Origin of the sequence: Streptomyces sp. NPDC053431 (genome assembly GCF_044544925.1) — a bacterium.
Lineage (GTDB): Bacteria > Actinomycetota > Actinomycetes > Streptomycetales > Streptomycetaceae > Streptomyces.
Genome location: NZ_JBITXX010000003.1, coordinates 632159 through 657757, shown reverse-complemented (window position 1 = coordinate 657757; position 25599 = coordinate 632159). Strand labels below are relative to the sequence as shown.

The following is a 25599-nucleotide window of genomic DNA, read 5'->3' as shown; positions in this document are numbered from 1 at the left end:
ACTAGTGGGCGGTCTTGAGCGGGAGCAGGGCGCTGATGCGGAAGCCGCCGCCGGGGCGCGGACCGGCGTCGAGGGTGCCGCCGACCATACCGACGCGCTCGCGCATGCCGATCAGGCCGTGGCCGCGGCCGTCGGCGCCCCCGTCCTCGTACATCTCCTGCGGCGCGCCTCGCCCGTCGTCCTCGACGAGCAGCCCGAGGCCGTCGTCGAAGTAGACCAGCCGGACGCTGGCACCGACGTCGGGGCCGCCGTGCTTGCGGGTGTTGGTGAGGGCTTCCTGCACGATCCGGTACGCCGTGAGCTCGACGCCGCTGGGCAGCGGCCGCGGGGTGCCCTCGATCTTGAAGTCGACGGCGAGCCCGGCGCCGCGCACCTGCTCGACCAGGTCCTCGATCTGCTCGACGTCGGGCTGGGGCACGTACTCCCCCGCCTCCTGGTGCTCGCCGGTGCGCAGGATGCCGAGCAGCCGGCGCATCTCGGCGAGGGCCTGGCGGCCGGTGCCGGCGATGGTCTCCAGCGCCTGCCGGGCGGTCTCGGGCGAGGTGTCCATGACGTACGCGGCGCCGTCCGCCTGCACGACCATCACCGACACGTTGTGCGCGACGACGTCGTGCAGCTCGCGGGCGATCCGGGCGCGCTCGGCGGCGACGGCCACCTTGGCCTGCGCCTCGCGCTCCTTCTCCAGGCGGGAGGCGCGCTCCTCCAGCTGCGCGAAGTAGGCGCGGCGGGTGCGCAGGGAGTCGCCGAGGACCCAGGCGAGCGCGAAGGGCACGGTCATGATGACCGTGAAGAAGACGCGGGCGGCGGAGGACTCCGTCTCGGACATCGGCCAGCGGAGCTGGGACAGCGTGGCGGCGGTCAGTCCGCCGGCGAGCGCGAGCCGGGACGCCCAGCGGGGCCCGTCGTGGGCGGCGACCGTGTAGATGATCACGAGCATGGCGAAGTCGGCCATGAAGGGCACGAGCCCGAACGCGAGCTGGGCCAGGCCCAGGGCGACCGCCAGCACCAGCATCTTCTCCGGCATGCGCCGGCGCAGGGCCACGACCAGCGAGAACAGCGCGGCGACGACGCCGTACGCGACGGGCGTCCCGACCGACGGGTAGGTCGAACCCACCCACAGCAGGGAGAACCCGAACAGGACGACCGCCCAGAAGCAGTCGACGCCTGTCGGGTGTCTGCGGATGAAGTCGTAGAGGCGCTGCACGTCACCCAGCGTAGGGAAGGCGGATAGGTGCAGGGGTCAACCGTGGGAGCGATCCTTCCCGCGAGGCCCGTACTCCCCAAGGTGGAGACTGGGGCCCGTGACGGATGAGACGTGTCAGTGGGACGGGTGGCTCGGGTGGCGGGCGGCCATGGAACGGGCCCTGTACGGCCCCGGGGGCTTCTTCCTGCGCCCCGAGGGCCCGGCCGGCCACTTCCGCACCTCGGTGCACGCCTCCCCGCTCTTCGCGGGCGCGGTGGCCCGGCTCCTGGCCCGGGTCGCGGAGGAGCTCGGCACGGACGAGGTCGCCTTCGTGGACGTGGGCGCGGGGCGGGGCGAGCTCCTCACCGCGGTGCTCGCGGCGGCCCCGGAGGGCCTCCGGGTCCGCCCTTACGGGGTGGAGCGCGCGTCCCGGCCGGCCGGCCTGGACCCCCGCGTTCGGTGGACCGAGCGGATCCCGGACGGCGAGCGCGGCCTGCTCTTCGCCAACGAGTGGCTCGACAACGTGCCGGTGGACATCGCCCAGGTCGACGCCGACGGGGCCGCCCGCTACGTCCAGGTGCGGTGCGACGGCACGGAACGGCTGGGCGCCGAGGTGTCCGGTCCGGACGCGGAGTGGCTGGACCGCTGGTGGCCGCTGCGCGAGACCGGCGAGCGCGCGGAGATCGGCCGCCCGCGCGACGACGCCTGGGCGGCGGCGGTCGGCGCCCTCGCGGCGGGCACGGCGGTGGCGGTCGACTACAGCCACCTGCACCCCGCCCGCCCCCTCTTCGGCACCCTCACCGGCTATCGGAACGGCCGCGAGGTGGCCCCGGTCCCGGACGGCACCTGCGACCTGACGGCCCACGTGGCCCTGGACGCCTGCGCGGCCGCGGGCGCCGGGGCCGGTGCCCCGTCCGGGATCGTGACGCAGCGGGAGGCGCTGCGGGAGCTCGGGGTCATGGGCACCCGGCCGCCGCTCTCCCTCGCCACGACGGACCCCGCCGGCTACGTCCGCGCCCTCGCCGGGGCGGGCGAGGCGGCGGAACTGACGGCGCGGGGCGGGCTCGGCGACTTCCTGTGGCTGACCCAGCGGGTGGGCCTGCGCAGGGGGGCTCCGTAGACCGGACCCACGCCGGGAGCGAGGCCGGGCTCATGTTCGGAGCGGGGCCCGGCTCACGTGTGGAGCCAGGCCGGGCTCACGTGTGGAGCTAGGCCGGGCTCATGTCCGGAGCGAGGCCGGGCTGAAGCCGACCGGGCCGTCACGCCCGGGACCGCCGGGGCCGCCGGGGCCGTCGGGGCCCTCGGTGACGGATACTGTCCCGCATGACGGAGACGACGGTCGGAATCGGCGGCGCGGCGGAGAGCACCGACATGGTGCTGAACATCGGGCCGCAGCATCCCTCCACGCACGGCGTGCTCCGGCTGCGGCTCGTGCTCGACGGCGAGGTGGTGCGCGAGGCCGAGCCGGTGGTCGGATACATGCACCGGGGGGCCGAGAAGCTCTTCGAGGCGCGGGACTACCGGCAGATCATCATGCTGGCCAACCGGCACGACTGGCTCTCCGCCTTCTCCAACGAGCTCGGGGTCGTCATGGCCGTCGAGCGGATGCTGGGCATGGAGGTCCCTGAGCGGGCCGTGTGGACGCGGACGCTGCTCGCCGAGCTGAACCGGGTGCTCAACCACCTCATGTTCCTCGGTTCGTATCCGCTCGAACTGGGCGGAATCACCCCGGTCTTCCATGCCTTCCGCGAGCGCGAGGAGCTCCAGGCCGTGATGGAGGAGGTCTCCGGCGGCCGGATGCACTACATGTTCAACCGGGTCGGCGGCCTCAAGGAGGACCTGCCCGCCGGCTGGCTGGGGCGGGCCCGGGCGGCCGTCGCGGACGTACGGTCGCGGATGGACGTGTACGACCGGCTGGTGCTCGGCAACGAGATCTTCCGGGGCCGCACCCGCGGGGTCGGGGTGCTCCGCCCGGAGACCGTCCACGCGTACGGCGTCTCGGGGCCGATCGCCCGCGCCTCGGGCGTCGACTTCGACCTGCGCCGCGACGAGCCGTACCTCGCGTACGGGGAGCTCCGGGACGTCCTGCGGGTGGTGACCCGGACCGAGGGCGACTGCCTGGCCCGCTTCGAGTGCCTGCTCGACCAGACCCACAACTCCCTGGACCTCGCGGACGCCTGCCTGGACCGGCTGGACGCGCTGCCGCAGGGGCCGATCAACCAGCGCCTGCCGAAGGTGCTCAAGGCGCCGGAGGGCCACACGTACGCGTGGACCGAGAACCCGCTGGGCATCAACGGCTACTACCTGGTCTCCAAGGGTGAGAAGACGCCGTACCGGCTCAAGCTGCGCTCGGCCTCGTACAACAACATCCAGGCCCTGACCGAGCTGCTTCCGGGGACGCTCGTCGCCGACATGGTGGCGATCCTGGGCTCGCTGTTCTTCGTCGTCGGCGACATCGACAAGTAGTCGGCGGGCGGGGCGCCGGGCGCCGCCGACCGGTCGTCGTCGGAGGCCGTCTTCGACAGTGCGTCGTCGGCAGGTCCTCGCCCCTGACATGCCGAAAGCCGGTGGACCGTGTCCACCGGCTTTCGTGTCTCGTGCTCGTGCCTCGTGCTCGGTGCCTTGTGCTCGGTGCCTCGTGCTCGTGTCTCGCGTTCGGTGCCTCGTGCTCCGTGCTTCCGTCTCCGCGGGCGCCGTTACGAGTTGACCGCTCCGCGCAGCTCCGCCACGTCGAGCTGCTCCGTCTCGTCGTGCGCCGTCAGGTCGATGACCTGGCCGATCGCCCGCTGCTCGGCGGGGCGCTGCGTGGCGGACGCGAGGACCTCCTCGCCCACCACGTCGGCGAGGTCCGCGTCCTGCACGGCCTCGATGGCGGCCGCGGCCTTCTTCGCGCTCTGCGCGCCGTGGGTGCCGAAGTAGTCGAAACCGCCCGAGGGGCGCGGGACCGGCCGGCGCGCCGCGTAGGGGACGATCGCGGCCGCGGCGGGCACGTGCCGCATCGCGGCGGCCTTGGTGTGCTGGGCCTCCTCCTGGGCCGGGGCCGCGTCGGCGGTCTCGGCGGTCCCGGGCTCGGTGGCCACCATTTCGCCCTTGGCCCTGGGCTCGACCTCGGCCTTCGGGCCGGACGCCACCTCGGCTCCCGCCTCGGCCCGCGCCCCGGACTTCCCGTCGGTGTCCGGCTCCGTCTTCTTCTCCGCCTTCGCGGCCAGGTTGCGCAGCGCCTCCGCGGCCCGGCGGTAGGCCTCCGGGGTCGGCGTGGAGCCCGCGGCGGGCAGCGCCTTCGTCGCGGTCGCCGCCGTCGACTCCAGGGCGAGCATCCGGCGGCCCTCCAGGGCGCTGGCGCGCTCGGTCTCCGCCGTGGCGTACCGGCGCAGGAGGTCGGCGTGCTCGCTGCGGAGGCCGGCCAGCTCGACGCGCTTGGCGCGCAGCTTGGCGTCGAGGCGGGTGCGCAGCTCGCGCGACTCCTCGAGGTCGGACTCCAGCTCGGCGATCCGCTCCTCGGTCTTCCACTGGTCCGCGGTGCGGGCCCGGGTCAGCTCGGCGACCTGCCGGCCGGCGCTCCGGTCCCAACTGCGCATGAGGACGGCGCCCGTGACGGCCGAGGCCGCCGCGGCGGCGACGAGCAGCCGCAGCGCCAGGGGATCACCGAGCAGCCAGGCGGCCGCGGCGCACACGACCGACGCCCCGGCGACCGCCGAGGGCGGCAGGAGCTTGTGCAGAGGCGGGGAATGGCGGTGGCGTCCACGTGGCATGGCCTGAAATTTACCGTGCGTAGGCGCCGAATGGGGGGTCGGCCCGGCAATCTCTTGGCGAGTTCTCGCCCTGGGCGACCGGGCCGTCCCCATTCCCGGGCGGGACCCGGCCGACTCCCCTTACCCGGTGCCTACTTCTTGAGCAGCCCCTTCGACTCCAGATAGGCCTTGGCCACGTCCTCCGGCTTCGCCCGCTCGGCGTCCACCTTCCGGTTGAGTTCGGCGAGATCCGCCGTCGTCAGGACCTTGGTGATCTTGTCGAGGGCGGCCGCTATCGCGGGCGATCCGGCGTCGGCGGCATTGACCACGGGGAGCACGTTGTCCGCGTTCTGCAGCTTCTTGTCGTCGGTGAGGAAGACGAGTCCGAAGGACTCGACGGTGGCGTCCGTCGTCGTGGTGAGGACGAGCTGGTCCACCCCGTCCTTGACGGCCTGCTTGGCCTGCGGGGTGCCCACGCCCTTGGGGTCGACGCCGGTCACGTCGATCCCGTAGGTCTTCTTCAGACCCGGCGCGCAGAAGGGGCGGATCTCGCATTCGTCGCCTGCCGCGATCTTCACCTTGATCTTGGCCCGGCCGAGATCGGAAAGGGTCGTCAGCTTGTTCTTCTCCGCGAATTCCCGGCTCACCGCGAAGGCGTTCTGGTCGACCGCGGAGCCGACCGCGAGCACCTTCAGTCCACGCGGCTCGGCGAGCTTCTTCAGCGCCTCGGTGGTGGCGGCCGGGTCTCCGGACGCGACCGGCTTCTCCTCGGGCGCCTTCGGCCCGTTCACCTTCGCGTTGAGGAATTCCGCGAGCGTCGCCGCGTATTCCGGTACGACGTCGATCTCGCCCTTCTCCAGGGACGGCTCGTACAGCTCGCGATTCTTCACGGTGGTGACGCTCGCCGCGTATCCGGCGTCGTCGAGCACCTGCGCGTACAGCTCGGCGAGGATCTTCGACTCGGTGAACGCGGCCGCCCCGACGACGACCGAGCCCTTGTTCCCGCCCGCGCCGGTGTCCGCGCCGCCGTCCTTCGACTTCTCCAGGCTGTCGCCGCCGCACGCGGCCAGCGAGAACGTCAGCGCCGCCACGCCCAGTACCGCACTCGCCCTGCGCGAGGTCCTGCTCACAAGATCACCCATCTCAGTCGTCGTCCGTCACCGCGGGACCCCGCGGCCGAGGAGCCGGTCCGCGGCCACGAGGAGCGCCTCCACGAGGAGGGCGAGCACGGCCACGAGCACCGCGCCCGCGACCACCTGCGGTGTGTTGTACGTGTTGAATCCGGCGGTGATGATCCGGCCGAGGCCGCCCTGGCCGACCATGGCGGCGATCGTCGCGGTGGCGACCACCTGCACCGCCGCCGAGCGCATACCCGTCATCAGCAGGGGCCGGGCGAGGGGCAGTTCGACGCCGAGGAAGAGTTGCCCGCCGGACATCCCCATGCCCCGGGCGGCCTCCACGACGGCCCGGTCGACCTCCCGCACGCCCACGTAGGCGTGGGTGAGCAGCGGCGGTATCGCGAAGAGCACGAGCGCGATCACCGTCGGCACGTACCCGGCGTTGCGCAGCGGCGAGACCATGAACAGGGCGAGGACCGCGAAGACGGGGATCGCCCGGCCGGCGTTGGAGAGGTTGACGGCGAGCGCGCCGCCCTTGCCGAGGTGCCCGAGCCAGAGGCCGAGCGGCAGGGCGACGGCGCAGGCGAGGAGCAGCGCCGTCCCGCTCACGTACAGGTGCTCGGCGAGCCGGCGCCAGACCCCGCCCTCGCCCGCCCAGTTGGCGCCGGTGGCCAGCCAGGACCAGGCGTCCGTGACGACGTCCATGTCAGGCCCCTCCCGTCCGGCCGGCGCCTATCCGCGTCCAGGGCGTCAGGAGCCGCTGGAGACCGAGGAGCAGCAGGTCGGCGACGATCGCGAGGAGCACGCAGAGGACGGCGGCGGCGAGCACCTGGGCCTTGAAGAAGGTGGGCAGCGCGTCCTCGATCAGATTGCCGAGGCCGCCGCGGCCGACGATGGAGCCGACGGTGGTGAGGGCGATGGTGGAGACCGTCGCCATCCGCAGGCCGGCCATCAACGCGGGCAGCGCGAGCGGGAGTTCGACCTCCCACAGCATCCGGCCCGACCCGTACCCCATGCCGCGGGCCGCCTCCAGGGTCTCCTCGGGGACGGCCGCGAGTCCGGCCAGGACGCCGCGCACCAGGATCGTCAGCGAGTACAGCACGAGGCCGGTCACGACGAGCGCGGACGAGAGCCCGAGGAAGGGCAGCAGCAGCGAGAACATCGCGAGCGAGGGAATCGTGTAGAGCAGGGTGGTGAGCCCGAGGACCGGTCCGGCGAACCGCGGCCTGGCCCGGACGAGCAGGGCGAGCGGGAAGGCGACGACCAGACCGAGGAGCACCGACACCACGGTGATTCCCACATGCTGGAGGGTGGCGTCGGTCAACTCCTGGGCACGGGTGCGCAGATACTCCCCGCAGATCCAGTCGTTCGCCACCAGGCAGTTCGCCGCGGCCATGCGCAACCCCCCTTCGCCACGCGCCTCCGAACATCTGTCTGGCGACCCTAACCCCCGCCGCTGACAATCGCCGGGGACCGCCACGCTCTGGCAATACTTCCTTCACACAAGCCGGGCCGCGAAGGGTCAGAATGGGGAACCATGATCCGGTTCGAGCACGTGACGAAGCGCTACGCGGACGGCACCACCGCCGTCGACGACCTCTCCTTCGAGGTCGCCGAGGGGGAGCTGGTCACGCTCGTCGGCCCGTCCGGCTGCGGCAAGACGACGACGATGAAGATGGTGAACCGGCTCGTCGAACCCACCGAGGGCCGCGTCCTGCTCGACGGCGAGGACGTCGCCTCGGTCGACCCGGTCCGGCTGCGCCGCACCATCGGCTACGTGATCCAGCAGGTCGGGCTCTTCCCGCACCGGACCGTCCTCGACAACACGGCCACCGTGCCCGCCCTGCTCGGCTGGAAGAAGGCCCGGGCCAGGGAGCGCGCCGCGGAACTCCTCGACCTGGTGGGCCTCGACCCGGGCACGTACGGGCACCGCTATCCCGAACAGCTCTCCGGCGGGCAGCGCCAGCGGGTCGGCGTGGCCCGCGCGCTCGCCGCCGACCCGCCGGTGCTGCTCATGGACGAGCCCTTCGGCGCGGTCGACCCCGTGGTGCGCGAGCGGCTCCAGACGGAGTTCCTCAACCTCCAGGCCACCGTCCGCAAGACGGTGCTGCTGGTCACCCACGACCTGGAGGAGGCGGTGCGGCTCGGCGACCGCATCGCCGTCTACGGGCAGGGCCGCATCGAGCAGTTCGACACCCCGGCCACCGTGCTCGGCGCCCCCGCCACCCCGTACGTCGCCGGCTTCGTCGGCGCGGACCGGGGCCTCAAGCGGCTCGCGGTCACCCCGGTCGGCGAGGCCGATCTGGAGGAGCCCGCCGGGGACGCGGGCCCGGCCGTGCCGCTCGGCGCCTCCCTCAAGGACGCCCTCGCCGCGCTGCTCCAGCACGACGCCGGCCGGGTCGCCGTGCACGCGCCCGGCGACCCGGGCCGCGTGCTCGGCTCGCTCACCGCGGCCGGCGTCCACCGCGCCCTGCGCCGTACGACCCCCGAGGCGGGGACGACTTCCGAGGCGGGGACGGCCACCAAGGCGGGGACGGCCACCAAGGCGGGGACGGCCCCTGAGGCGGGGACGGCCTCCGCCGCGGGGGCCGGGCCCGCCGGGGACGCGGGCCCCGAGAGCGAGGCGGTCAGTTCGCGCTGAGCCGCCCGCTCATCCACACCAGGCCCGGCGGGATCTCCCGGTTCCAGGTGTTGAAGTTGTGGCCGCCGCTCTCCAGCGTGATCGAGGACACCCGGGCCGGGGCCTTCACCTTCTCGACGAAGGCCCGCGTCCCCTTGAGGTTGCCCTCGCCGTGCTTCGACGTCGTCACCAGGAACGACGAGTTCCCCTGCGGCAGGTGGTCCAGGCTCCACAGCAGGTCGGCCCGCTTCTTCGCCGCCTTGTCGCCCTGGAACAGATCGCCGGTCGTCACGTCGTCGGCCGCCTTGTAGTACGCGGAGAAGCCCGCGCCCGCCGCGAACCGGTCCGGGTGGTGCAAGGCGATCTTCAGAGCGCAGTATCCGCCCGTCGAGTTCCCCATGAAGCCCCAGTTCCGCGCCTTCGTCCCCACCCGGTAGGCCTGCGAGACGGCCTTCGGCAGGTCCTCGGCGAAGAAGGTCTCGGTCTGCGGCCCGCCCGGGATGTCGACGCACTCGGTGTCCCGCGGCGGCGCCACGGTCGGGCGCAGCATGACGAGGATCATCGGCTGCATCTTCTTGTCCTTGGCCTGCTGGTAGGCCGTCTTGGGGTACTTCAGGCCCTTCAGCAGGTTCTCCGCCGTACCCGGGTAGCCGGTCAGCACCACGGCGGCGGGAAACGTGGACTTCGCGTACCGGCTCTGGAAGTACTCCGGCGGCAGGTACACGTACGCAGGCGAGTCGATCTTGGACTTGCCGCCCGCTATGACGACCTTCTGTATCTGTCCGCCGACCGAGGGACGACCGCCGCCCGGCACGTCGAGCGCCTGCGTGCCGACGACCCTCAGGTCCTTGGAGCCGGCCGAGTGGTCCACGACCACGCCCATGTCCTGCTCCTGCCCGAAGAGGTCGGCCCAGGAGCCGTAGAACAGGAACGAGTTGTTCGCCGCCAGACCGACGGAGGCGAACAGCGCCAACTGGGTGGCGAGCAGCAGCCCGACCCGCCCCAGGACGGACCTCCAGCCACCGCGCGCGAGCCTGGGCCACAGCCAGATCGTCGCGACGAACAGCACCACGGCCAGCGTGACCGCCAGCGCGAGGACCTTGTTGCTGGTGAGACCCATGAGACGTCCGAGCTTTCTTCCTGATATTTGCCTGAGATTTCCCTGACGGCGAGTGAACCCGCCACATCGCTGCTCCGTCCTAGAAGGCGCAAAACCTCCGGGACGGCCCGCCCGACCAGCGCGGCCCACCGGATCAACGATCTCTCGCGGAGCCACGGGAAGCACGGGAAGCGATGTCTGTCACGGTAGATGGGGACAAATCCGGATCGGTTCCGGATCACGTACGCCGGATTCTGCGCGGACCCCGACCCGAGAGGGTCCCCGCACTCGTCGGTACGGCCTGCACACTGATCGGCCTGATCGACGTCGCCGCGGGCGTGTTCCCGCGGTTCCGCGCCAGCCGCATGCACGCCGTCGCCGAGGTGCTCCCCGGCACGCTCGGGCCGCTCTCCGCGGCCCTCTCACTCAGCGCCGGCGTCCTCCTGCTGCTCCTCGCCCACGGCCTCAAGCGCAACAAGCGCCGCGCCTGGCGGGCCACGGTGGTCCTGCTGCCGCTGGGCGCCCTCGCCCAGTTCGTATGGCGCCACTCCGTCACCGGCGCGGTGCTCTCGCTCGCCCTGCTGGCCCTGCTCGTACGCCACCGGGACCAGTTCGCCGCGCTGCCCGACCCCCGCAGCCGCTGGCGGGCCCTCGCGAACTTCGTCGTCATGGGCGCCGGATCCATCGCCCTCGGCCTCGTCATCGTCAGCGCCCACCCGCGCCGCGTCGTCGGCAACCCCAGCCTCGCCGACCGCCTCGAACACGTCCTCTACGGCCTGTTCGGCGTCGAAGGCCCCGTCGCCTACACCGGCAACGTCGACTGGACCGTCGGCTACTCGCTCGGCGCCCTCGGCATGCTGACCGCACTCACCACCATCTACTTCGCCTTCCGGCCCGAGCACCCCGCCGCCCGGCTCACCGAGGACGACGAGACCAGGCTGCGCGCCCTGCTCGACAAGCACGGCGCCCGCGACTCCCTCGGCCACTTCGCGCTCCGCCGCGACAAGGGCGTCGTCTTCTCCCCCAGCGGCAAGGCCGCCGTCTGCTACCGCGTCGTCTCCGGCGTCATGCTCGCCAGCGGCGACCCCATCGGCGACGTCGAGGCCTGGCCCGGCGCCATCGAACGCTTCATGGACGAGGCCAAGGCCCACTCCTGGACCCCCGCCGTCATGGGCTGCTCCGAGACCGGCGGCCAGGTCTGGACCCGCGAGACCGGCCTCGACGCCCTCGAACTCGGCGACGAGGCGATCGTCGACGTCGCCGACTTCTCCCTCTCCGGCCGCGCCATGCGCAACGTCCGCCAGATGGTCAAGCGCATCGAACGCAACGGCTACACCACCAAAGTGCGCCGAGTCGCCGACCTCAGCGACGGCGAACTCGCCCGCATCCACCGCGCCGCCGAGGACTGGCGCGGCACCGACACCGAACGCGGCTTCTCCATGGCCCTCGGCCGCATCGGCGACCCCGGCGACGGGGACGCGGTCATAGCGACCGCCCACAAGGACGACCCCGGGAACGCCGACTCCCCCTACGGCGACCTGAAGGCGATCATCCACTTCGTCCCGTGGGGCACCGACGGCATCTCCCTGGAGCTCATGCGCCGCGACCGCGGCGCCGACCCCGGCATGAACGAGCTGCTCATCGTCGCCGCCCTGCAGAACGCACCCCGCCTCGGCATCGAACGGGTCTCCCTCAACTTCGCCATGTTCCGCTCCGCCCTCGCCCGCGGCGAGAAGATCGGCGCCGGCCCCGTGCTCCGCGTCTGGCGCGGACTGCTCGTCTTCCTCTCCCGCTGGTTCCAGATCGAGTCCCTCTACAAGTTCAACGCGAAGTTCCAGCCCCGCTGGGAACCCCGCTTCGTCGTCTACCGCAAGAGCCGCGACCTCCCCCGCATCGGCTTCGCCGCCATGCAGGCCGAGGGCTTCGTGACCTTCTCGCTGCCCCGCCCCCTGGCCCGCCGCTCGCGCGCCGCCACCCCCCGCCCCTGCGCCCACATCGTCCCCTCGCAGGGCGAGCACGAGGTCCGCGCCGCCTGACCCGCGGGCGCCCCCGGGGCCACGCCCCGGAGGCGCCCGATCGGCACACCGGGCCCTACGCTGGACGCATGAGTACGACGATCGACCGGGGCACGGCGCTCGGCCTGCCGGAGTGGGACCGCTGCGCGGTCATGGGCGTGGTCAACGTGACCCCCGACTCCTTCTCCGACGGCGGCCGCTGGTTCGACACCACGGCCGCCGTCAAACACGGCCTCGACCTCGTCGCCCAGGGCGCCGACCTCGTCGACGTCGGCGGCGAGTCCACCCGCCCCGGCGCCACCCGCGTCGACGAGGACGAGGAACTCCGCCGGGTCGTCCCCGTCGTCCGCGGCCTCGCCGCCGAAGGCGTCACCGTCTCCGTCGACACCATGCGCGCCTCCGTCGCCGCCCGCGCCGTCGAAGCCGGCGCCGTCCTCGTCAACGACGTCAGCGGCGGCCTCGCCGACCCCGAGATGGTCCCCGTCGTCGCCGCCGCCCAGGTCCCCTTCGTCGTCATGCACTGGCGCGGCTTCAGCGAGAACATGAACAGCCTCGCCGTCTACGACGACGTCGTCGGCGAAGTCGTCACCGAACTGCGCACCCGCATGGAAGCCGTCATCGACGGCGGCGTCGCCCCCGAACGGATCGTCCTCGACCCCGGCCTCGGCTTCGCCAAGCACGCCCCGCACGACCTCGCCCTCGTCGCCCACCTCCCCGAGCTGCGCGCCCTCGGCCGCCCCCTCCTCGTGGCCGCCTCCCGCAAGCGCTTCCTCGGCCACGTACTCGCCCACGACGGCGCCGCCCCACCGCCCGCCCGCGAACGCGACGCCGCCACCGCCGCCGTCTCCGCCCTCGCCGCCCACGAGGGCGCCTGGGCCGTCCGCGTCCACGAGGTGCGCGCCAGCGCCGACGCCGTACGGGTCGCCAGAGCCGTCGAGGGAGCCAGGTGACCCCCGCCCGCGAGGCCGACCGGGCGGCCGTCGAAGCCGCCAACACCGCCTTCTACGAGGCGATGGAACAGGGCGACTTCGACGGCATCACCGAGCTCTGGCTCGACGACGGCGCCACCGAGATCTCCTGCGTCCACCCCGGCTGGCCGGTCCTCACCGGCCGCGGCGAGGTGCTCCGCTCCTACGCCCTCATCATGGCGAACACGGACTACATCCAGTTCTTCCTCACCGACGTCGAGATCTCCCTCTCCGGCGACGTGGCGGTCGTCACGTGCACGGAGAACATCCTCAGCGGCGGACCGGCCGAGGACGGCGCCGCGCTCGGCCCCCTCGTCGGACAGCTCGTCGTCGCCACCAACGTGTTCCGCCGCACGTCGGAAGGGTGGCGGATCTGGTCCCACCACGGCTCGCCCGTGATCCCCGAGGACGGCGCCGGCGAGGACGGCGAGACCGCCGACTGAGCCCGCCGGGCCGAGCCCCCGACCCGGCTGTCCGTCCCCGCAGGTAGATTCGATGCTGGACACCCGGCCGTCCGCACCCGGCTGCGTGGCCACCGAACTACGACAGCAGGAGTGATTCGCGTGGATCGTGTCGCGCTGCGCGGCCTCAAGGCCCGAGGGCACCACGGCGTCTTCCCCAAGGAGCGCGAGGAAGGGCAGACGTTCATCGTCGACCTCACCCTCGGCCTGGACACCCGCGCCGCCGCCGCCGACGACGACCTGACGAAGACCGTGCACTACGGCGTGGTCGCGGAAGAGGTCGTGGACGTCGTCCAGGGCGAACCGGTGGACCTCATCGAGACCCTCGCCGAACGCATCGCCCAGCAGTGCCTGAAGCACGCCGGCGTCCAGGAGGTCGAGGTCGTCGTCCACAAGCCGGACGCACCGATCACCGTCCCCTTCGACGACGTGACCATCACCATCACCCGGAGCCGCGCATGAAGCCCCAGCACAGCGATCCGACCGTGCAGCCCGTACCGGCGGCCGTGACCGCCGCCGTCGACGCGGCCGACGTCACCCTCTCCAACCCCAAATGGGCCGTCCTCGCCCTCGGCGCCAACCTCGGCAACCGCCTGGAGACCCTCCAGGGCGCCGTCGACGCCCTCGAGGACACCCCCGGCCTCCGGGTCAAGGCCGTCTCCCCCGTCTACGAGACCGAGCCCTGGGGCGTCGACCCCGGCTCCCAGCCCTCGTACCTCAACGCCGTCCTCCTCGCGAAGACCACGCTCCCCCCGTCCTCCCTCCTGGAGCGGGCCCACGCCGTCGAGGAGGCCTTCCTCCGGGTCCGCGAGGAGCGCTGGGGTGCCCGCACCATCGACGTCGACATCATCACGTACGCGGACGTCGTCTCCGACGACCCCGTGCTCACCCTGCCCCACCCGCGCGCCCACCAGCGCGCCTTCGTCCTCGCCCCCTGGCACGACGTCGACCCCGAGGCCCAGCTCCCCGGGCACGGCCCCGTCGCCGCCCTCCTCGCCGCCGTCGGCCACGAGGGAGTCGTGCCGCGCACCGACCTGGAACTCCGACTCCCCGAGTAGTCGTTAGTCTCGTCACGGACACCCACACGGCCCGGACCACACGAAGGACGACACCCGGTGAAACAACTGCGGCTCAAGGTGCTCGCCGGACTGTTCATCGCGGCCGGCGTCCTCTCCTGGGGCGCCGCACGGCTGTGGGACTCGGTCGGCACGCTGCCCAGCGTGCCACTCGCGGCCCCCATCGTCCTGGCGGCCATCGCCGTCGTCCTGACCGCCACGGCCCTCTCGCTGCGCGCCCGCCTCAGGGCCCAGCGCGAGCGCCGCCCGGGCGCCAAGGGCGTCGAACCCCTGATGGCCGCCCGCGCGGTCGTCTTCGGCCAGGCCAGCGCCCTGGTCGCCGCCCTGGTCGCCGGCATGTACGCCGGCACCGGCGTCTTCCTGCTCGGCTCCCTCGACGTCCCGGCCCGCCGCGACCAGGCCATCTACGCCGGCTTCTCGGTCCTCGCCGCCATCGGCGTCATCGCCGCCGCCCTCTTCCTGGAACACGTCTGCAAGCTCCCGGAAGACGAGGACAACAACGGCCCGGGCCGCGCCCCGGTCGCGTAGGACCTAGCAGGCCTCGCGCACGAGGGGGCCGTTCACCAGGAGACGCCGCCGTCCCCCGGTTCACCGGCCCCGCCGCTAGCGGGCCAGTATCAGGGACATCGCCTCGGCCCGTGTCGTGGCGTCACGAAGCTGTCCGCGCACCGCCGAGGTCGTCGTCTTCGCCCCCGGCTTGCGGACGCCGCGCAGCGCCATGCACATGTGCTCGGCCTCGATCACGACGATCGCGCCGCGCGCGTCGAGGATCCTCATCAGCGAATCGGCGATCTGGGTCGTCAGGCGTTCCTGCACCTGCGGGCGACGGGCGAAGACGTCCACCAGGCGGGCCAGCTTCGACAGGCCGGTGATCTTGCCCGATTCGGCAGGAATGTAACCGATGTGAGCTACGCCATGGAACGGGAGCAGATGATGCTCACACTGGGATACCAGCTCGATGTCCTTCACGAGGACCATCTCGTCGTGGCCCAGGTCGAACGTCGTCGTCAGGACGTCCTCGGGCTTCTGCCAGAGACCCGCGAAAAGCTCCCTGTACGCCCGCGCCACCCGCGCCGGCGTCTCCCGCAGGCCCTCGCGGTCCGGGTCCTCGCCGACCGCGATGAGAAGCTCTCGCACGGCGTTCTCGGCGCGCTTCTCGTCGAACTCGCCGATCGTGCCCTCGCCGTCCAGCGTCACCGGGTCGGTCATCTGTGCCTCGTTCCGTCTGTCTGACTTGGCGCGAAAAGAGCCGCGCCCCCACAGGCTAGAACCTGTGGGGGCGCGGCTTCCATTCCGGGCCTGTGGGGCCTACGGCTCCGGGGTGTCCTCCGGGGCCACCTCGATGCCCTTGGTGGTGTCCACCGGGGTGGTCGCCGACGAGGAGCCGTTGGCGCTGTTGGTCAGGGCCAGCTCCTTCGGGGAGAGCACCGGCGGGCGGGTGGACGGCGTGCGGCGGGCCGAGCCGGTCCAGGCCGGGCGGGCCGGGCGCTTGACGATCGGCGCGAAGATCTCGGCGATCTCCTCCTTGCCCAGGGTCTCCTTCTCCAGGAGGGCCAGGACCAGGTTGTCGAGGACGTCACGGTTCTCGACGAGGATCTCCCACGCCTCGTTGTGCGCGGTCTCGATGAGCTTCTTGACCTCTTCGTCGACCAGCGCGGCGACCTCTTCCGAGTAGTCGCGCTGGTGCGCCATCTCACGGCCGAGGAAGGGCTCGGTGTTGTCGCCGCCGAACTTGATGGCGCCGAGCCGCTCGGTCATGCCGTACTGGGTGACCATCGCGCGGGCCGTGGCGGTGGCCTTCTCGATGTCGTTCGCGGCGCCGGTGGTCGGGTCGTGGAAGACCAGTTCCTCGGCGGCGCGGCCGCCCAGCATGTAGGCCAGCTGGTCGAGCATCTCGTTGCGCGTGGTCGAGTACTTGTCCTCGTCCGGGAGGACCATGGTGTAGCCCAGGGCCCGGCCGCGGGACAGGATGGTGATCTTGTGGACCGGGTCGGAGTTCGGCGAGGCCGCCGCGACCAGGGCGTGGCCGCCCTCGTGGTACGCGGTGATCTTCTTCTCCTTGTCCGACATGATCCGGGTCCGCTTCTGCGGGCCCGCGACCACGCGGTCGATCGCCTCGTCGAGCGCCTTGTTGTCGATCAGCTTCTTGTCCGAGCGGGCGGTCAGGAGGGCCGCTTCGTTCAGGACGTTGGAGAGGTCCGCACCGGTGAAGCCGGGGGTGCGGCGGGCGACGGCGCCGAGGTCGACGTCCGGGGCGACCGGCTTGCCCTTCTGGTGGACCTTGAGGATCTCCAGGCGGCCCTGCATGTCCGGACGGTCGACGGCGATCTGCCGGTCGAAGCGGCCGGGGCGCAGGAGGGCGGGGTCGAGGATGTCGGGCCGGTTGGTGGCGGCGATCAGGATGACGCCGCCCTTCACGTCGAAGCCGTCCATCTCGACGAGCAGCTGGTTGAGGGTCTGCTCGCGCTCGTCGTGGCCGCCGCCGAGGCCGGCGCCGCGGTGGCGGCCGACCGCGTCGATCTCGTCGACGAAGACGATGGCCGGGGCGTTCGCCTTGGCCTGCTCGAAGAGGTCGCGGACGCGGCTGGCGCCGACACCCACGAACATCTCGACGAAGTCGGAGCCGGAGATCGAGTAGAACGGCACTCCGGCCTCGCCGGCGACGGCGCGGGCGAGGAGGGTCTTGCCGGTTCCGGGCGGGCCGTAGAGCAGCACGCCCTTGGGGATCTTGGCGCCGACGGCCTGGAACTTGGCCGGCTCCTGGAGGAACTCCTTGATCTCGTGGAGTTCCTCGACCGCCTCGTCCGAGCCCGCCACGTCGGCGAAGGTCGTCTTGGGGGTGTCCTTGGTGATGAGCTTGGCCTTGGACTTCCCGAAGTTCATGACGCGGGAGCCGCCGCCCTGCATCTGGTTCATCAGGAAGAGGAAGACGACCACGATGAGGACGAAGGGCAGCAGCGAGAGCAGGACCGAGACGAACGGGGACTGCTTCGTCGGGGAGACGGTGTAGCCGCCCTCGATCTGCCCGGCCTCGAACTTCTCCTGCAGCTTGTCGGCCAGGTCGGCGCCCTGGGTGCCGATGTAGCTGGCCTGGACCTTGCTGCTCTTGTCGATCTTCTGGCCGTCGATGAGCTCGATCTTGACGATCTGCTCGTCACCGGTGGTGAGCTTTGCGGATTTGACCTGGTTCTTGTCGATCGCCTGGACGACCTTGCCGGTGTCCACCGTCTTGTAGCCCTCGGACGAGCCGACGACCTGCATCAGCACGACCACGGCGAGGACGGCCAGCACGATCCACATGACCGGCCCGCGGAAGTATCGCTTCACGTCCATCCATACGGGGCGTACACGACGCCCCGTCCCTCCTGCCCGTAGGTGAATGCTGCTCAGTAGCTGCGGTTGTTTGGAGCTGCGGTATGAAAAAGCTGTTCTTCGGAAGGTACCTCAGCATTGTCACCCGCGACCGCCTTCCCATGGTTCAACGGAGGGAAGACGGTGCGGGTTCCCTGGGCCGTCTGCCGCCTTCAGCCGCCGTAGACGTGGGGGGCGAGGGTGCCGACGAACGGGAGATTGCGGTACTTCTCGGCGTAGTCCAGGCCGTATCCGACGACGAACTCGTTCGGAATGTCGAAGCCGATCCACTTGACGTCGATCGCGACCTTGGCGGCGTCCGGCTTGCGCAGGAGGGTGCAGACCTCCAGGGAGGCCGGCTCGCGCGAGCCGAGGTTGGACAGGAGCCACGACAGGGTCAGGCCCGAGTCGATGATGTCCTCGACGATCAGGACGTGCTTGCCCTTGATGTCGGTGTCGAGGTCCTTGAGGATGCGGACCACGCCGGAGGACTGGGTGCCGGCGCCGTAGGAGGAGACGGCCATCCAGTCCATGGTGACGGGGGTGGACAGCGCGCGCGCCAGGTCCGCCATCACCATCACGGCGCCCTTGAGGACGCCGACGATGAGCAGGTCCTTGCCCGCGTACTCCGCGTCGATCTTCGCGGCCAGCTCGGCCAGCTTCGCGTCGATCTCTTCCTTGGTGATGAGCACCGACTTGAGGTCGGTGCCCATGTCCTTCTCGTTCACCCGGGTCACTTTCGTTGCAGCCTTGCGTCAGCCTTGCCGAATGACCAGTCTGCCACCCTGACGGCGTGCCTCGACGCGGCCGGGCAGGTTGATGGCTCCCTGACCGCGCCAGCCGGTGATCAGCCGGTCGACCTCTTCGATGTGCCGGGCGAAGAGGGAGCCGGCGGGGGCGCCTTCGGCGATCATGGCGCGGCGCAGGACGCGGCGGCGTACGGCGGGGGGAAGTCCGAAGAGCTTGGCGCATTCGAGGCGGCCGGCCTCGTCGCGTACGGCGGCCTCGACGTCGGCGGCCCAGGAGTCGAGGGCGTCGGCGTCGTCGCGGGAGAGTTGGGCCGTCCGGGCGAGGGCTTCGACGACGCCTTTGCCGAGGGCCTTCTCGAGGGCGGGGAGGCCTTCGTGGCGGAGCCGGGAGCGCGTGTAGGCGGGGTCGCTGTTGTGCGGGTCGTCCCATACGGCGAGTTCCTGGGCGATGCAGGCCTTGCGGACGGTCTGCCGGTCGAGCTCCAGGAAGGGGCGGCGGTAGCGGCCTGCGGTGCCGGAGACGGCGGCCATGCCGGAGAGGGAGCGGATGCCGGAGCCGCGGGCGAGGCCGAGGAGGACGGTTTCGGCCTGGTCGTCGCGGGTGTGCCCGAGCAGGATCGCGGTGGCGCCGTGGCGTTCGGCGGCGGCGTCGAGGGCGGCGTAGCGGGCGTCGCGGGCGGCGGCTTCGGGCCCGCCGTCGCGGCCGACGGTGACGGCGACGGTCTCGACGGGGTCGAGGCCGAGGGCGGTCATGCGCTCGGCGACCTCGCGGGCGCGCTGAGCGGAGCCTGCCTGGAGGCCGTGGTCGACGGTGATGCCGCCGGCGCGGAGGTCGAGTTTGCGGCACTCGAAGGCGAGTGCGGAGGCGAGCGCCATGGAGTCGGCGCCGCCGGAGCAGGCGACGAGCACGAGGGGGTGCGGGCCGGCTCCGGTGTTCGGGGTGGTGGCCGTGTCGGTCTGGTGCTCGGTGAGGACGTCGTGGAGTACGCGGCGGACCGCCAGGCGTATCGCCGCGACCGCAGGATGGGGACCCATGTCCGGTGCCCTTCGTGGAGAGATTGGGGTGCCTCGGTCGGAGTCTTAACGGTCGGAAGTGGGGGTTCGGTCACTCAGAGTGCGTCGATGGTGACAGAACCTGGCCGTTACCCGAGCATTGCACGCCTCACCCGCCGTCTACGGTCCCTCGGATGGGTGATTGGTGCGGTGTACTTCCGTCATCCGACGCACCTGTCTCACGAGTCTGCCTTACGGTGCACCCTCGCCACCCAGTCGGCCGGTGTCGCGATCTCGGCCTTGGTGGGCAGCGTGTTGGGCGAGGTCCAGACGCGGTTGAAGCCGTCCATGCCGACCTGGTCGACGACGGCCCGTACGAAGCGTTCGCCGTCGCGGTACTGGCGCAGCTTGGCGTCGAGGCCGAGGAGTCTGCGCAGGGCGAGGTCGAGGCGGGAGGCGCCGCGGGCGCGGCGCTGCTGGAACTTCTCGCGGATCTCGGCGACGGAGGGCACGACGTCGGGTCCGACGCCGTCCATGACGTGGTCGGCGTGGCCCTCCAGGAGGGACATGACGGCGGTGAGGCGGCCGAGGATCTCGCGTTGTTCGGGGGTCTGGACGAGTTCGACGAGGGAGGGCGCGGGCTCGTCGCGCTCGCCTTCGGGGCGGCCGCCGACGAGGGCCTGGGCGGCCTCGCGGAGCCGTTCGACGACGGTGGAGGGGTCGACGTCGGTGGCGGCCAGGAACGACTGGATCTCGCCCTGGAGGTGGTCGCGCAGCCAGGGCACGGCGGTGAACTGGGTCCGGTGGGTCTCCTCGTGGAGGCAGACCCAGAGCCGGAAGTCGTGGGGGGAGACCTCGAGCTCGCGCTCGACGTGGACGATGTTGGGGGCGACGAGCAGCAGCCGGCCGCCGCCGTCGGTGCCGGCGGGCAGTTCGCGGGTGGCGGGGGCGAAGGTCTCGTACTGGCCGAGGATGCGGGAGGCCAGGAAGGACAGGAGCACGCCGAGCTCGACGCCGGTGACCTTGCCGCCGACGGTGCTGAGCATGGCGCCGCCGGGGTTGGCGGAGCGGCGTTGCTGCATCTTGTCGAGGAGCGGGGAGAGCAGTTCGCGGAATCCGGCGACGTTGGCCTTGATCCAGCCGGCCCGGTCGACGACGAGGACGGGGGTGTCGGTGAAGTCGGCGGGGTCGTGGCCCTCGGGGATCATGCGGGTGTAGGCCCGGACGTGCTCCTCGGCGGCCTTGGCGTGTCTGCGGAGCTCGGCGACGACCTCGCGGGCCTCGTCCCGGGTGACCTCGGGGCCCGGGCGTACCAGGCGGGTCGCCGTCGCGACGGCGAGATTCCAGTCGACCATCCCCGATGTGCCTGCACCACCGATGCTCGTCATGCGTCAACCGTACGTTCTCGGCGCCTGTTCGGTGAGGGTTCGGGACAGTACGGGGCGGGTCGGGCGGGGGACAGCGTGCGGGTCGGGCGGGGGACAGCGTGCGGGTCGGGCCGGTTGCGGGGTCAGCGTGGGGGTCGGGCCGGTTGCGGGGTCAGCGTGGGGGTGCGAGGGCCGCCGAGAGGCGGTCGAGGGCGGGCTGCGCGCTGTCCGGGGAGCTGGTGCGGCCGGCCAGGAAGGCGAAGGCGAGGAGCCGGCCGTCGGCGGTGACGACGGTGCCGGCGAGGGTGTTCACGCCGGTGAGGGTGCCGGTCTTGGCGCGGACCAGGCCGGCGCCGGACGCGGCGGCGCCGGAGCCGAAGCGTCCGGCGAGGGTGCCGCTGAAGCCGCCGACGGGCAGTCCGGTGAGGACGGGCCGCAGTGCGGGGCGGGCCGGGTCGGCCGCGCGGGTGAGGATGCCGGTGAGCAGGGCGGCGGAGACCCGGTCGCGCCGGTCGAGGCCGCTGCCGTCGGCGAAACGGGTCCCCGCGAGGGGGAGGCCGAGGCGGGCGAGCTCGTCGTGGACGGCCTTCTCGGCGCCGGCGAAGCTGGCGGGCTGCCTGCGGGCGAGGGCGGTCTGCCGGGCGAGGGCCTCGGCGAGGTCGTTGTCGCTGTGGGTGAGGGTGCGTTCGACGAGGTCGGCGAGGGGCGCGGAGTCGGTACGGGCGAGGGGGGCGCCCTGAGGGGCCTTGGCGGGCCTGGGCGGGCCCTGGACGGTGACGCCGGCGTCCTCGAGGAGGGCGGCGAAGGTGGTGGCGGTGTCGGCGGCCGGGTCGCCGGCGCGCGGGGCGGGCCCGCTGCGGCTGTCGTCGAGGCGGCCCTCGTCGGTCATCAGGGCGGCGACGGGGGCGAGGTTCTCGTTGGGGCCGATGGGGTGGAGCCGGGGGCCCTTGTAGAGGCTCGTGTCGTAGCCGAGGCGGACGGGCGCGGGGGCGGCGCCGTGGGCCTTGAGGGCGCGGGCGGTGGCGTCGGCGAGGGCCTTCAGGCGGGTCCGGTCGAGGGTGGGGTCGCCGCCGCCGACCAGGGTGACCGTGCGGTGGTCCGGGGAGGCCACGGTGGTGGTGGCGATGCGGTGGTCGGGGCCGAGGGCGGAGAGCGCGGCGGCCGTCGTGGCGATCTTGACGGTGGAGGCGGGGGTCATCGGGGTGCTCGCGCCCTCGCCGTACAGCTGCCGGCCGGTGGCGGTGTCGACGACGGAGGCGGTGCGCAGCGGGCCGAGGCCGGGGTCGGCGAGGAGCGGCACGAGCACGGCGGCGAGGTCGTCGCCCGACCGGGTGATCCCCGCGGCCCGCGGTGCGCCGCCCAGGGCGCGCAGGACGCCGGCGGCGCTGGGGGCCGGGGCGGGGCGGAGGGGCGCGGCGGCGCCGGGGGCGCCGGCGTGATGTGTGCCACCTCGGCCGTCGGTGGAGACCGCGAGGGCTCGCTCGGCCTTACGCTGACCGGAGTCCCACGGGCCGGCCGCGGCCACCGCACCGGCGGCCAGGGCCAGACCGAGCACGGCGGACCCCGCCGCGACCTGCCAGGTTCTCGGCTCCGGCATGTGATGACCAGCCCCTTTCGCGATCAAGAGCGTGCGTGAGAGACACTTAACCACCGCGCGTCGTCGCGAGCATTGACATGTGTTGATTCAGGAGGAGATCCACCCGTGGAGTTCGACGTTCTCATCGAGATCCCCAAGGGGTCGCGGAACAAGTACGAGGTCGACCACGAGACCGGTCGGATCCGCCTGGACCGCCGTCTCTTCACGTCGACCGCCTACCCGACGGACTACGGCTACGTCGAGAACACCCTGGGCGAGGACGGCGACCCGCTGGACGCGCTGGTCATCCTGGACGAGCCGACCTTCCCGGGCTGCCTCATCAAGTGCCGCGCCATCGGCATGTTCCGCATGACGGACGAGGCCGGCGGCGACGACAAGCTGCTGTGCGTCCCGGCGACGGACCCGCGCATGGAGCACCTGCGCGACATCCACCACGTGGCCGAGTTCGACCGCCTGGAGATCCAGCACTTCTTCGAGGTCTACAAGGACCTGGAGCCGGGCAAGTCGGTCGAGGGTGCCGACTGGGTCGGCCGCGCCGAGGCCGAGGCCGAGATCGAGAAGTCGTACCAGCGCTTCAAGGAGCAGGGCGGCCACTGAGCCCTCGCTCTCCCGAGCCGCTGACCTGTGAAGGGCGGCGCACCTGCTGAGGTGCGCCGCCCTTCGCGCGTACATACTGGGCTGGTGGCGGGCCCGTATGGGGTGTGACCGCGTGGGTACCAGGCCGGAATGAGGGCGAACAGAGTGGTGGCGAAGCCGGAGGGGTCCGAGGAGGACCCGGAGGACCGGAAGCCGCCTTCGGACGAGGCACGCAGCGCGTTCACCCCGCCGGCCGGGGTGGAGCCACCGGAACCGCCGGAGGAGGAGCACCCGACCTCCGAGTTCGCCCTGCCCGAGGGGCTCGCGCCCGAGCCGCCGGTGGAGCAGGAAGGTTCCGCCTTCGCTCCGCCGTCCACGTACTCGGCGCAGAACTCGCCGCCCGCGTTCACGCCCGCGTACGGCATACCGCTGGTCAAGCTGTCGCAGGACGCGCCGTGGCAGGACCGGATGCGGACCATGCTGCGGCTGCCGGTGGGCGAGCGGCCGGTGCCGGAGGCGCCGCGCAAGGACGACGAGGCCGGTCCGCCGGTGCCGCGCGTGCTCGACCTGACCCTCCGTATCGGCGAGCTGCTGCTCGCGGGCGGCGAGGGCGCGGAGGACGTCGAGGCGGCGATGTTCGCGATCTGCCGGTCGTACGGGCTGGACCGCTGCGAGCCGACGGTGACCTTCACGCTGCTGTCGATCACGTACCAGCCGTCGCTGGTGGACGACCCGGTGACGGCGAACCGTACGGTACGGCGCCGTGGCACCGACTACACCCGGCTGGCGGCGGTGTACCTGCTGCTCGCCGACATCAACGACCACGAGGTGTCGCCGGAGGAGGCGTACCGGCGGCTCGCGGAGATCCGGCGCAACCGGCACCCCTACCCGGGCTGGGCGCTGACCGCCGCGGCCGGCGTGCTGGCCGGCGCCGCCTCGGTGCTGCTGGGCGGCGGGCCGACGGTGTTCTTCGTGGCGGCGCTGGGCGCCATGCTGGGCGACCGGCTGGCGTGGCTGTGCGCGGGGCGCGGGCTGCCGGAGTTCTACCAGTTCCTGGTGGCGGCGATGCCGCCGGCGGCGGTGGGTGTGGCGCTGACGCTGCTGCACACGGATCTGCGGCCCTCGGCGGTGATCACCGGTGGGCTGTTCGCGCTGATCCCGGGGCGGGCTCTGGTGGCGGCCGTGCAGGACGGTCTCACCGGCTTCTACATCACGGCCTCGGCCCGGCTCCTGGAGGTCGGGTACTTCTTCGTCGCGATCGTGGTGGGCGTGCTGTCGGTGCTGTACCTGGCGGTGCAGTTCGGCGCCGAGCTCAATCCGGAGGTGGCGCTGAAGGCGGTCGAGCGGCCCTGGGTGCAGATCGCGGCGTCGATGGTGCTGTGCGCGACCTTCGCGGTCCTGTTGCAGCAGTCGCGGGCGACCGTGCTGTTCGCGACGCTGAACGGCGGGGTGGCCTGGGTGATCTACGCGTCGATCGCGGTGACGGCGAACGGCTCCGCGGTGATGGCGACGGCGGTCGCGGCCGGTCTGGTGGGCCTGTTCGGCCAGCTGATCGCCCGCTATCACCACACCTCGTCGCTGCCGTACGTGACGGCGGCGATCGGGCCGCTGCTGCCCGGTTCGGCGACCTACTTCGGGGTGCTCGAGATCGCGCAGAACAACCTGGACCAGGGCTTCGCCTCGCTGGCGAAGGCGGCGGCCCTGGCCCTGGCGATCGCGATCGGCGTGAACCTGGGAGGCGAGCTGGCCCGCCTGTTCATGCAGGCCCCGGGCGCGGCGGCGGCCCGCCGCGCCGCGAAGCGCACCCGCGGCTTCTAGGACGGACCGCTGCCGGGCTCGTGTGTCTAGCGCTTGGCGTGGCGGCCGCGCTCGGCCGGCGGGTTGTCCGGGCTGCCGGGGGCGTCGTAGGCGTCGACCGCGCCCTTCTTGGCCTGGGAGCGGGCGCGCAGCACCTCGATGACGACCGGGACCACGGAGATCAGCACGATCGCGACCAGGATCAGCTCGATGTGCTTGTGGACGAACTCGACCTTGCCGAGGGCGGAGCCGAGCAGCGTCACGCCGGCGCCCCACAGGAGACCGCCGATCACGTTGAAGGTGATGAAGGAGCGGTAGTTCATCCGGCTGACGCCGGCGATGATCGGCGTGAAGGTCCGGACGATCGGCACGAAGCGGGCCAGGATCAGGGACTTCGGGCCGTGCTTCTCGAAGAACGCGTGCGCCTTCTCCACGTTCTCCTGCTTGAAGAGCTTGGAGTCGGGGCGCTTGAAGAGGGCCGGGCCGACCTTGCGGCCGAAGAGGTAGCCCACCTGGTCGCCGATGACCGCCGCCGCGACCACCAGGGTGCACACCAGCCACAGGGGGTAGTCGAGCTTGCCCGTGGTGACCAGCAGGCCGGTGGTGAAGAGCAGCGAGTCGCCCGGCAGGAAGAAGCCGATGAGCAGTCCGGACTCGGCGAAGACGATGACGAGGACACCGATCAGACCGAAGGTCTGGATCAGGTAGTCCGGGTCCAGCCAGCTCGGTCCGAGGGCAAGCGTGTTCACGGGTTCCGGGCTCCTGCGGTCGGGGGGAAGAGGGGGCGATCGTACGGAGTGCCTCCCCAAGCTATCAACGCGGGGTGAACACCCCGGGTTCCACCCGGCCCCCTCCGGATGCGGGGGACGGGCCGCGGCCCCAGGCTGTGGCGCAGGAG

Annotated in this window: 24 protein-coding genes; 11 read left to right on the top strand and 13 right to left on the bottom strand. The window is 72.1% G+C overall.

What is annotated here, in order from left to right:
- Nucleotide 1: 1 nt before the first annotated feature.
- Nucleotides 2-1204, bottom strand: coding sequence for a sensor histidine kinase (locus ACIGXE_RS12465; protein ID WP_399746237.1), 1203 nt, complete (start codon nucleotides 1202-1204; stop codon nucleotides 2-4).
- 148 nt (nucleotides 1205-1352) lie between these two features.
- Here ACIGXE_RS12465 and ACIGXE_RS12460 point away from each other — a divergent pair, with 148 nt between their 5' ends.
- Both ACIGXE_RS12460 and ACIGXE_RS12455 read left to right on the top strand, forming a co-directional pair.
- On the top strand, nucleotides 1353-2303 hold the full coding sequence (locus tag ACIGXE_RS12460) for an SAM-dependent methyltransferase (protein WP_399746372.1): 951 nt from the start codon (nucleotides 1353-1355) through the stop codon (nucleotides 2301-2303).
- Between the two features lie 203 nt (nucleotides 2304-2506).
- Nucleotides 2507-3649: an NADH-quinone oxidoreductase subunit D gene (locus ACIGXE_RS12455; protein ID WP_399746235.1), complete on the top strand. Its 1143-nt coding sequence runs from the start codon at nucleotides 2507-2509 to the stop codon at nucleotides 3647-3649.
- Nucleotides 3650-3879: 230 nt separating this feature from the next.
- Here ACIGXE_RS12455 and ACIGXE_RS12450 read toward each other — a convergent pair whose 3' ends face one another.
- From ACIGXE_RS12450 to ACIGXE_RS12435, 4 genes are all read right to left on the bottom strand, one after another.
- The gene (locus ACIGXE_RS12450; protein WP_399746233.1) at nucleotides 3880-4935 is read right to left on the bottom strand and encodes a hypothetical protein; all 1056 of its coding nucleotides are present in this window, start codon (nucleotides 4933-4935) and stop codon (nucleotides 3880-3882) included.
- A gap of 131 nt (nucleotides 4936-5066) precedes the next feature.
- The gene (locus ACIGXE_RS12445; protein ID WP_399746231.1) at nucleotides 5067-6056 is read right to left on the bottom strand and encodes an ABC transporter substrate-binding protein; all 990 of its coding nucleotides are present in this window, start codon (nucleotides 6054-6056) and stop codon (nucleotides 5067-5069) included.
- 15 nt (nucleotides 6057-6071) lie between these two features.
- Entirely contained in the window at nucleotides 6072-6737 is a 666-nt protein-coding gene (locus tag ACIGXE_RS12440) for an ABC transporter permease (RefSeq protein ID WP_399746229.1), read from the bottom strand.
- A 1-nt stretch (nucleotide 6738) separates the two neighbouring features.
- Entirely contained in the window at nucleotides 6739-7428 is a 690-nt protein-coding gene (locus tag ACIGXE_RS12435; RefSeq protein WP_399746227.1) for an ABC transporter permease, read from the bottom strand.
- Nucleotides 7429-7569: 141 nt separating this feature from the next.
- On the opposite strand from ACIGXE_RS12435, the gene ACIGXE_RS12430 reads away from it, so the two are divergent.
- A complete protein-coding gene (locus tag ACIGXE_RS12430) occupies nucleotides 7570-8673 on the top strand; it encodes an ABC transporter ATP-binding protein (RefSeq protein ID WP_399746225.1) in 1104 nt (367 codons plus the stop codon).
- On the opposite strand, the gene ACIGXE_RS12425 is transcribed toward ACIGXE_RS12430, so the two are convergent.
- Nucleotides 8660-9772: an alpha/beta hydrolase gene (locus tag ACIGXE_RS12425; RefSeq protein WP_399746224.1), complete on the bottom strand. Its 1113-nt coding sequence runs from the start codon at nucleotides 9770-9772 to the stop codon at nucleotides 8660-8662. The two genes, ACIGXE_RS12430 and ACIGXE_RS12425, sit on opposite strands and share 14 nt — an antisense overlap.
- A gap of 173 nt (nucleotides 9773-9945) precedes the next feature.
- Here ACIGXE_RS12425 and ACIGXE_RS12420 point away from each other — a divergent pair, with 173 nt between their 5' ends.
- The 6 genes from ACIGXE_RS12420 (at nucleotide 9946) to ACIGXE_RS12395 (ending at nucleotide 14799) form a co-directional block, all read left to right on the top strand.
- Nucleotides 9946-11787, top strand: coding sequence for a phosphatidylglycerol lysyltransferase domain-containing protein (locus tag ACIGXE_RS12420; RefSeq protein ID WP_399746222.1), 1842 nt, complete (start codon nucleotides 9946-9948; stop codon nucleotides 11785-11787).
- 68 nt (nucleotides 11788-11855) lie between these two features.
- Nucleotides 11856-12716: a dihydropteroate synthase gene (gene folP / locus ACIGXE_RS12415; protein WP_399746220.1), complete on the top strand. Its 861-nt coding sequence runs from the start codon at nucleotides 11856-11858 to the stop codon at nucleotides 12714-12716.
- Nucleotides 12717-12778: 62 nt separating this feature from the next.
- Nucleotides 12779-13177: a nuclear transport factor 2 family protein gene (locus ACIGXE_RS12410; protein WP_399746370.1), complete on the top strand. Its 399-nt coding sequence runs from the start codon at nucleotides 12779-12781 to the stop codon at nucleotides 13175-13177.
- A 120-nt stretch (nucleotides 13178-13297) separates the two neighbouring features.
- Nucleotides 13298-13657 carry a dihydroneopterin aldolase gene (gene folB / locus ACIGXE_RS12405; protein WP_376626591.1) on the top strand — a complete coding sequence of 120 codons (360 nt, stop codon included), beginning with the start codon at nucleotides 13298-13300 and terminating at the stop codon, nucleotides 13655-13657.
- On the top strand, nucleotides 13654-14253 hold the full coding sequence (gene folK / locus ACIGXE_RS12400) for a 2-amino-4-hydroxy-6-hydroxymethyldihydropteridine diphosphokinase (RefSeq protein WP_399746218.1): 600 nt from the start codon (nucleotides 13654-13656) through the stop codon (nucleotides 14251-14253). Before folB ends, folK begins: the two co-directional genes overlap by 4 nt.
- 57 nt (nucleotides 14254-14310) lie before the next feature.
- A complete protein-coding gene (locus ACIGXE_RS12395) occupies nucleotides 14311-14799 on the top strand; it encodes a DUF3180 domain-containing protein (protein ID WP_399746216.1) in 489 nt (162 codons plus the stop codon).
- Between the two features lie 75 nt (nucleotides 14800-14874).
- Here ACIGXE_RS12395 and folE read toward each other — a convergent pair whose 3' ends face one another.
- From folE to dacB, 6 genes are all read right to left on the bottom strand, one after another.
- Nucleotides 14875-15480: a GTP cyclohydrolase I FolE gene (folE, locus tag ACIGXE_RS12390; RefSeq protein ID WP_399746214.1), complete on the bottom strand. Its 606-nt coding sequence runs from the start codon at nucleotides 15478-15480 to the stop codon at nucleotides 14875-14877.
- Between the two features lie 99 nt (nucleotides 15481-15579).
- Nucleotides 15580-17604 (bottom strand): ATP-dependent zinc metalloprotease FtsH, encoded by a 2025-nt coding sequence (gene ftsH, locus ACIGXE_RS12385; RefSeq protein WP_399746212.1) that lies wholly within the window; start codon nucleotides 17602-17604, stop codon nucleotides 15580-15582.
- 191 nt (nucleotides 17605-17795) lie between these two features.
- Complete coding sequence (hpt, locus tag ACIGXE_RS12380) at nucleotides 17796-18335, bottom strand: hypoxanthine phosphoribosyltransferase (protein ID WP_132917781.1); 540 nt, start codon at nucleotides 18333-18335, stop codon at nucleotides 17796-17798.
- A gap of 42 nt (nucleotides 18336-18377) precedes the next feature.
- Nucleotides 18378-19406 (bottom strand): tRNA lysidine(34) synthetase TilS, encoded by a 1029-nt coding sequence (gene tilS, locus ACIGXE_RS12375; RefSeq protein ID WP_399746210.1) that lies wholly within the window; start codon nucleotides 19404-19406, stop codon nucleotides 18378-18380.
- Between the two features lie 197 nt (nucleotides 19407-19603).
- The gene (locus ACIGXE_RS12370; RefSeq protein ID WP_399746208.1) at nucleotides 19604-20752 is read right to left on the bottom strand and encodes a zinc-dependent metalloprotease; all 1149 of its coding nucleotides are present in this window, start codon (nucleotides 20750-20752) and stop codon (nucleotides 19604-19606) included.
- A gap of 151 nt (nucleotides 20753-20903) precedes the next feature.
- Complete coding sequence (dacB, locus tag ACIGXE_RS12365; RefSeq protein ID WP_399746206.1) at nucleotides 20904-22328, bottom strand: D-alanyl-D-alanine carboxypeptidase/D-alanyl-D-alanine-endopeptidase; 1425 nt, start codon at nucleotides 22326-22328, stop codon at nucleotides 20904-20906.
- 105 nt (nucleotides 22329-22433) lie between these two features.
- On the opposite strand from dacB, the gene ACIGXE_RS12360 reads away from it, so the two are divergent.
- Together ACIGXE_RS12360 and ACIGXE_RS12355 are read left to right on the top strand one after the other, a co-directional pair.
- Nucleotides 22434-22925 carry an inorganic diphosphatase gene (locus tag ACIGXE_RS12360; RefSeq protein ID WP_365345955.1) on the top strand — a complete coding sequence of 164 codons (492 nt, stop codon included), beginning with the start codon at nucleotides 22434-22436 and terminating at the stop codon, nucleotides 22923-22925.
- A 144-nt stretch (nucleotides 22926-23069) separates the two neighbouring features.
- The gene (locus ACIGXE_RS12355; RefSeq protein WP_399746368.1) at nucleotides 23070-24722 is read left to right on the top strand and encodes a threonine/serine exporter ThrE family protein; all 1653 of its coding nucleotides are present in this window, start codon (nucleotides 23070-23072) and stop codon (nucleotides 24720-24722) included.
- A 26-nt stretch (nucleotides 24723-24748) separates the two neighbouring features.
- Here ACIGXE_RS12355 and ACIGXE_RS12350 read toward each other — a convergent pair whose 3' ends face one another.
- Complete coding sequence (locus tag ACIGXE_RS12350; protein WP_399746204.1) at nucleotides 24749-25450, bottom strand: DedA family protein; 702 nt, start codon at nucleotides 25448-25450, stop codon at nucleotides 24749-24751.
- Nucleotides 25451-25599: the final 149 nt, after the last annotated feature.

Coding starts and splice junctions, on each gene's coding strand:
- ACIGXE_RS12370 (WP_399746208.1), bottom strand. CDS start 20,752: ATGACGAGCATCGGTGGTGCAGGCACATCGGGGATGGTCGACTGGAAT.
- ACIGXE_RS12435 (WP_399746227.1), bottom strand. CDS start 7,428: ATGGCCGCGGCGAACTGCCTGGTGGCGAACGACTGGATCTGCGGGGAG.
- ACIGXE_RS12425 (WP_399746224.1), bottom strand. CDS start 9,772: ATGGGTCTCACCAGCAACAAGGTCCTCGCGCTGGCGGTCACGCTGGCC.
- ACIGXE_RS12430 (WP_399746225.1), top strand. CDS start 7,570: ATGATCCGGTTCGAGCACGTGACGAAGCGCTACGCGGACGGCACCACC.
- folE (WP_399746214.1), bottom strand. CDS start 15,480: ATGACCGACCCGGTGACGCTGGACGGCGAGGGCACGATCGGCGAGTTC.
- ACIGXE_RS12445 (WP_399746231.1), bottom strand. CDS start 6,056: ATGGGTGATCTTGTGAGCAGGACCTCGCGCAGGGCGAGTGCGGTACTG.
- ACIGXE_RS12420 (WP_399746222.1), top strand. CDS start 9,946: ATGTCTGTCACGGTAGATGGGGACAAATCCGGATCGGTTCCGGATCAC.
- dacB (WP_399746206.1), bottom strand. CDS start 22,328: ATGCCGGAGCCGAGAACCTGGCAGGTCGCGGCGGGGTCCGCCGTGCTC.
- folK (WP_399746218.1), top strand. CDS start 13,654: ATGAAGCCCCAGCACAGCGATCCGACCGTGCAGCCCGTACCGGCGGCC.
- ftsH (WP_399746212.1), bottom strand. CDS start 17,604: ATGGACGTGAAGCGATACTTCCGCGGGCCGGTCATGTGGATCGTGCTG.
- ACIGXE_RS12450 (WP_399746233.1), bottom strand. CDS start 4,935: ATGCCACGTGGACGCCACCGCCATTCCCCGCCTCTGCACAAGCTCCTG.
- ACIGXE_RS12455 (WP_399746235.1), top strand. CDS start 2,507: ATGACGGAGACGACGGTCGGAATCGGCGGCGCGGCGGAGAGCACCGAC.
- folP (WP_399746220.1), top strand. CDS start 11,856: ATGAGTACGACGATCGACCGGGGCACGGCGCTCGGCCTGCCGGAGTGG.
- ACIGXE_RS12410 (WP_399746370.1), top strand. CDS start 12,779: ATGGAACAGGGCGACTTCGACGGCATCACCGAGCTCTGGCTCGACGAC.
- tilS (WP_399746210.1), bottom strand. CDS start 19,406: ATGGGTCCCCATCCTGCGGTCGCGGCGATACGCCTGGCGGTCCGCCGC.
- hpt (WP_132917781.1), bottom strand. CDS start 18,335: ATGGGCACCGACCTCAAGTCGGTGCTCATCACCAAGGAAGAGATCGAC.
- ACIGXE_RS12440 (WP_399746229.1), bottom strand. CDS start 6,737: ATGGACGTCGTCACGGACGCCTGGTCCTGGCTGGCCACCGGCGCCAAC.
- ACIGXE_RS12460 (WP_399746372.1), top strand. CDS start 1,353: ATGGAACGGGCCCTGTACGGCCCCGGGGGCTTCTTCCTGCGCCCCGAG.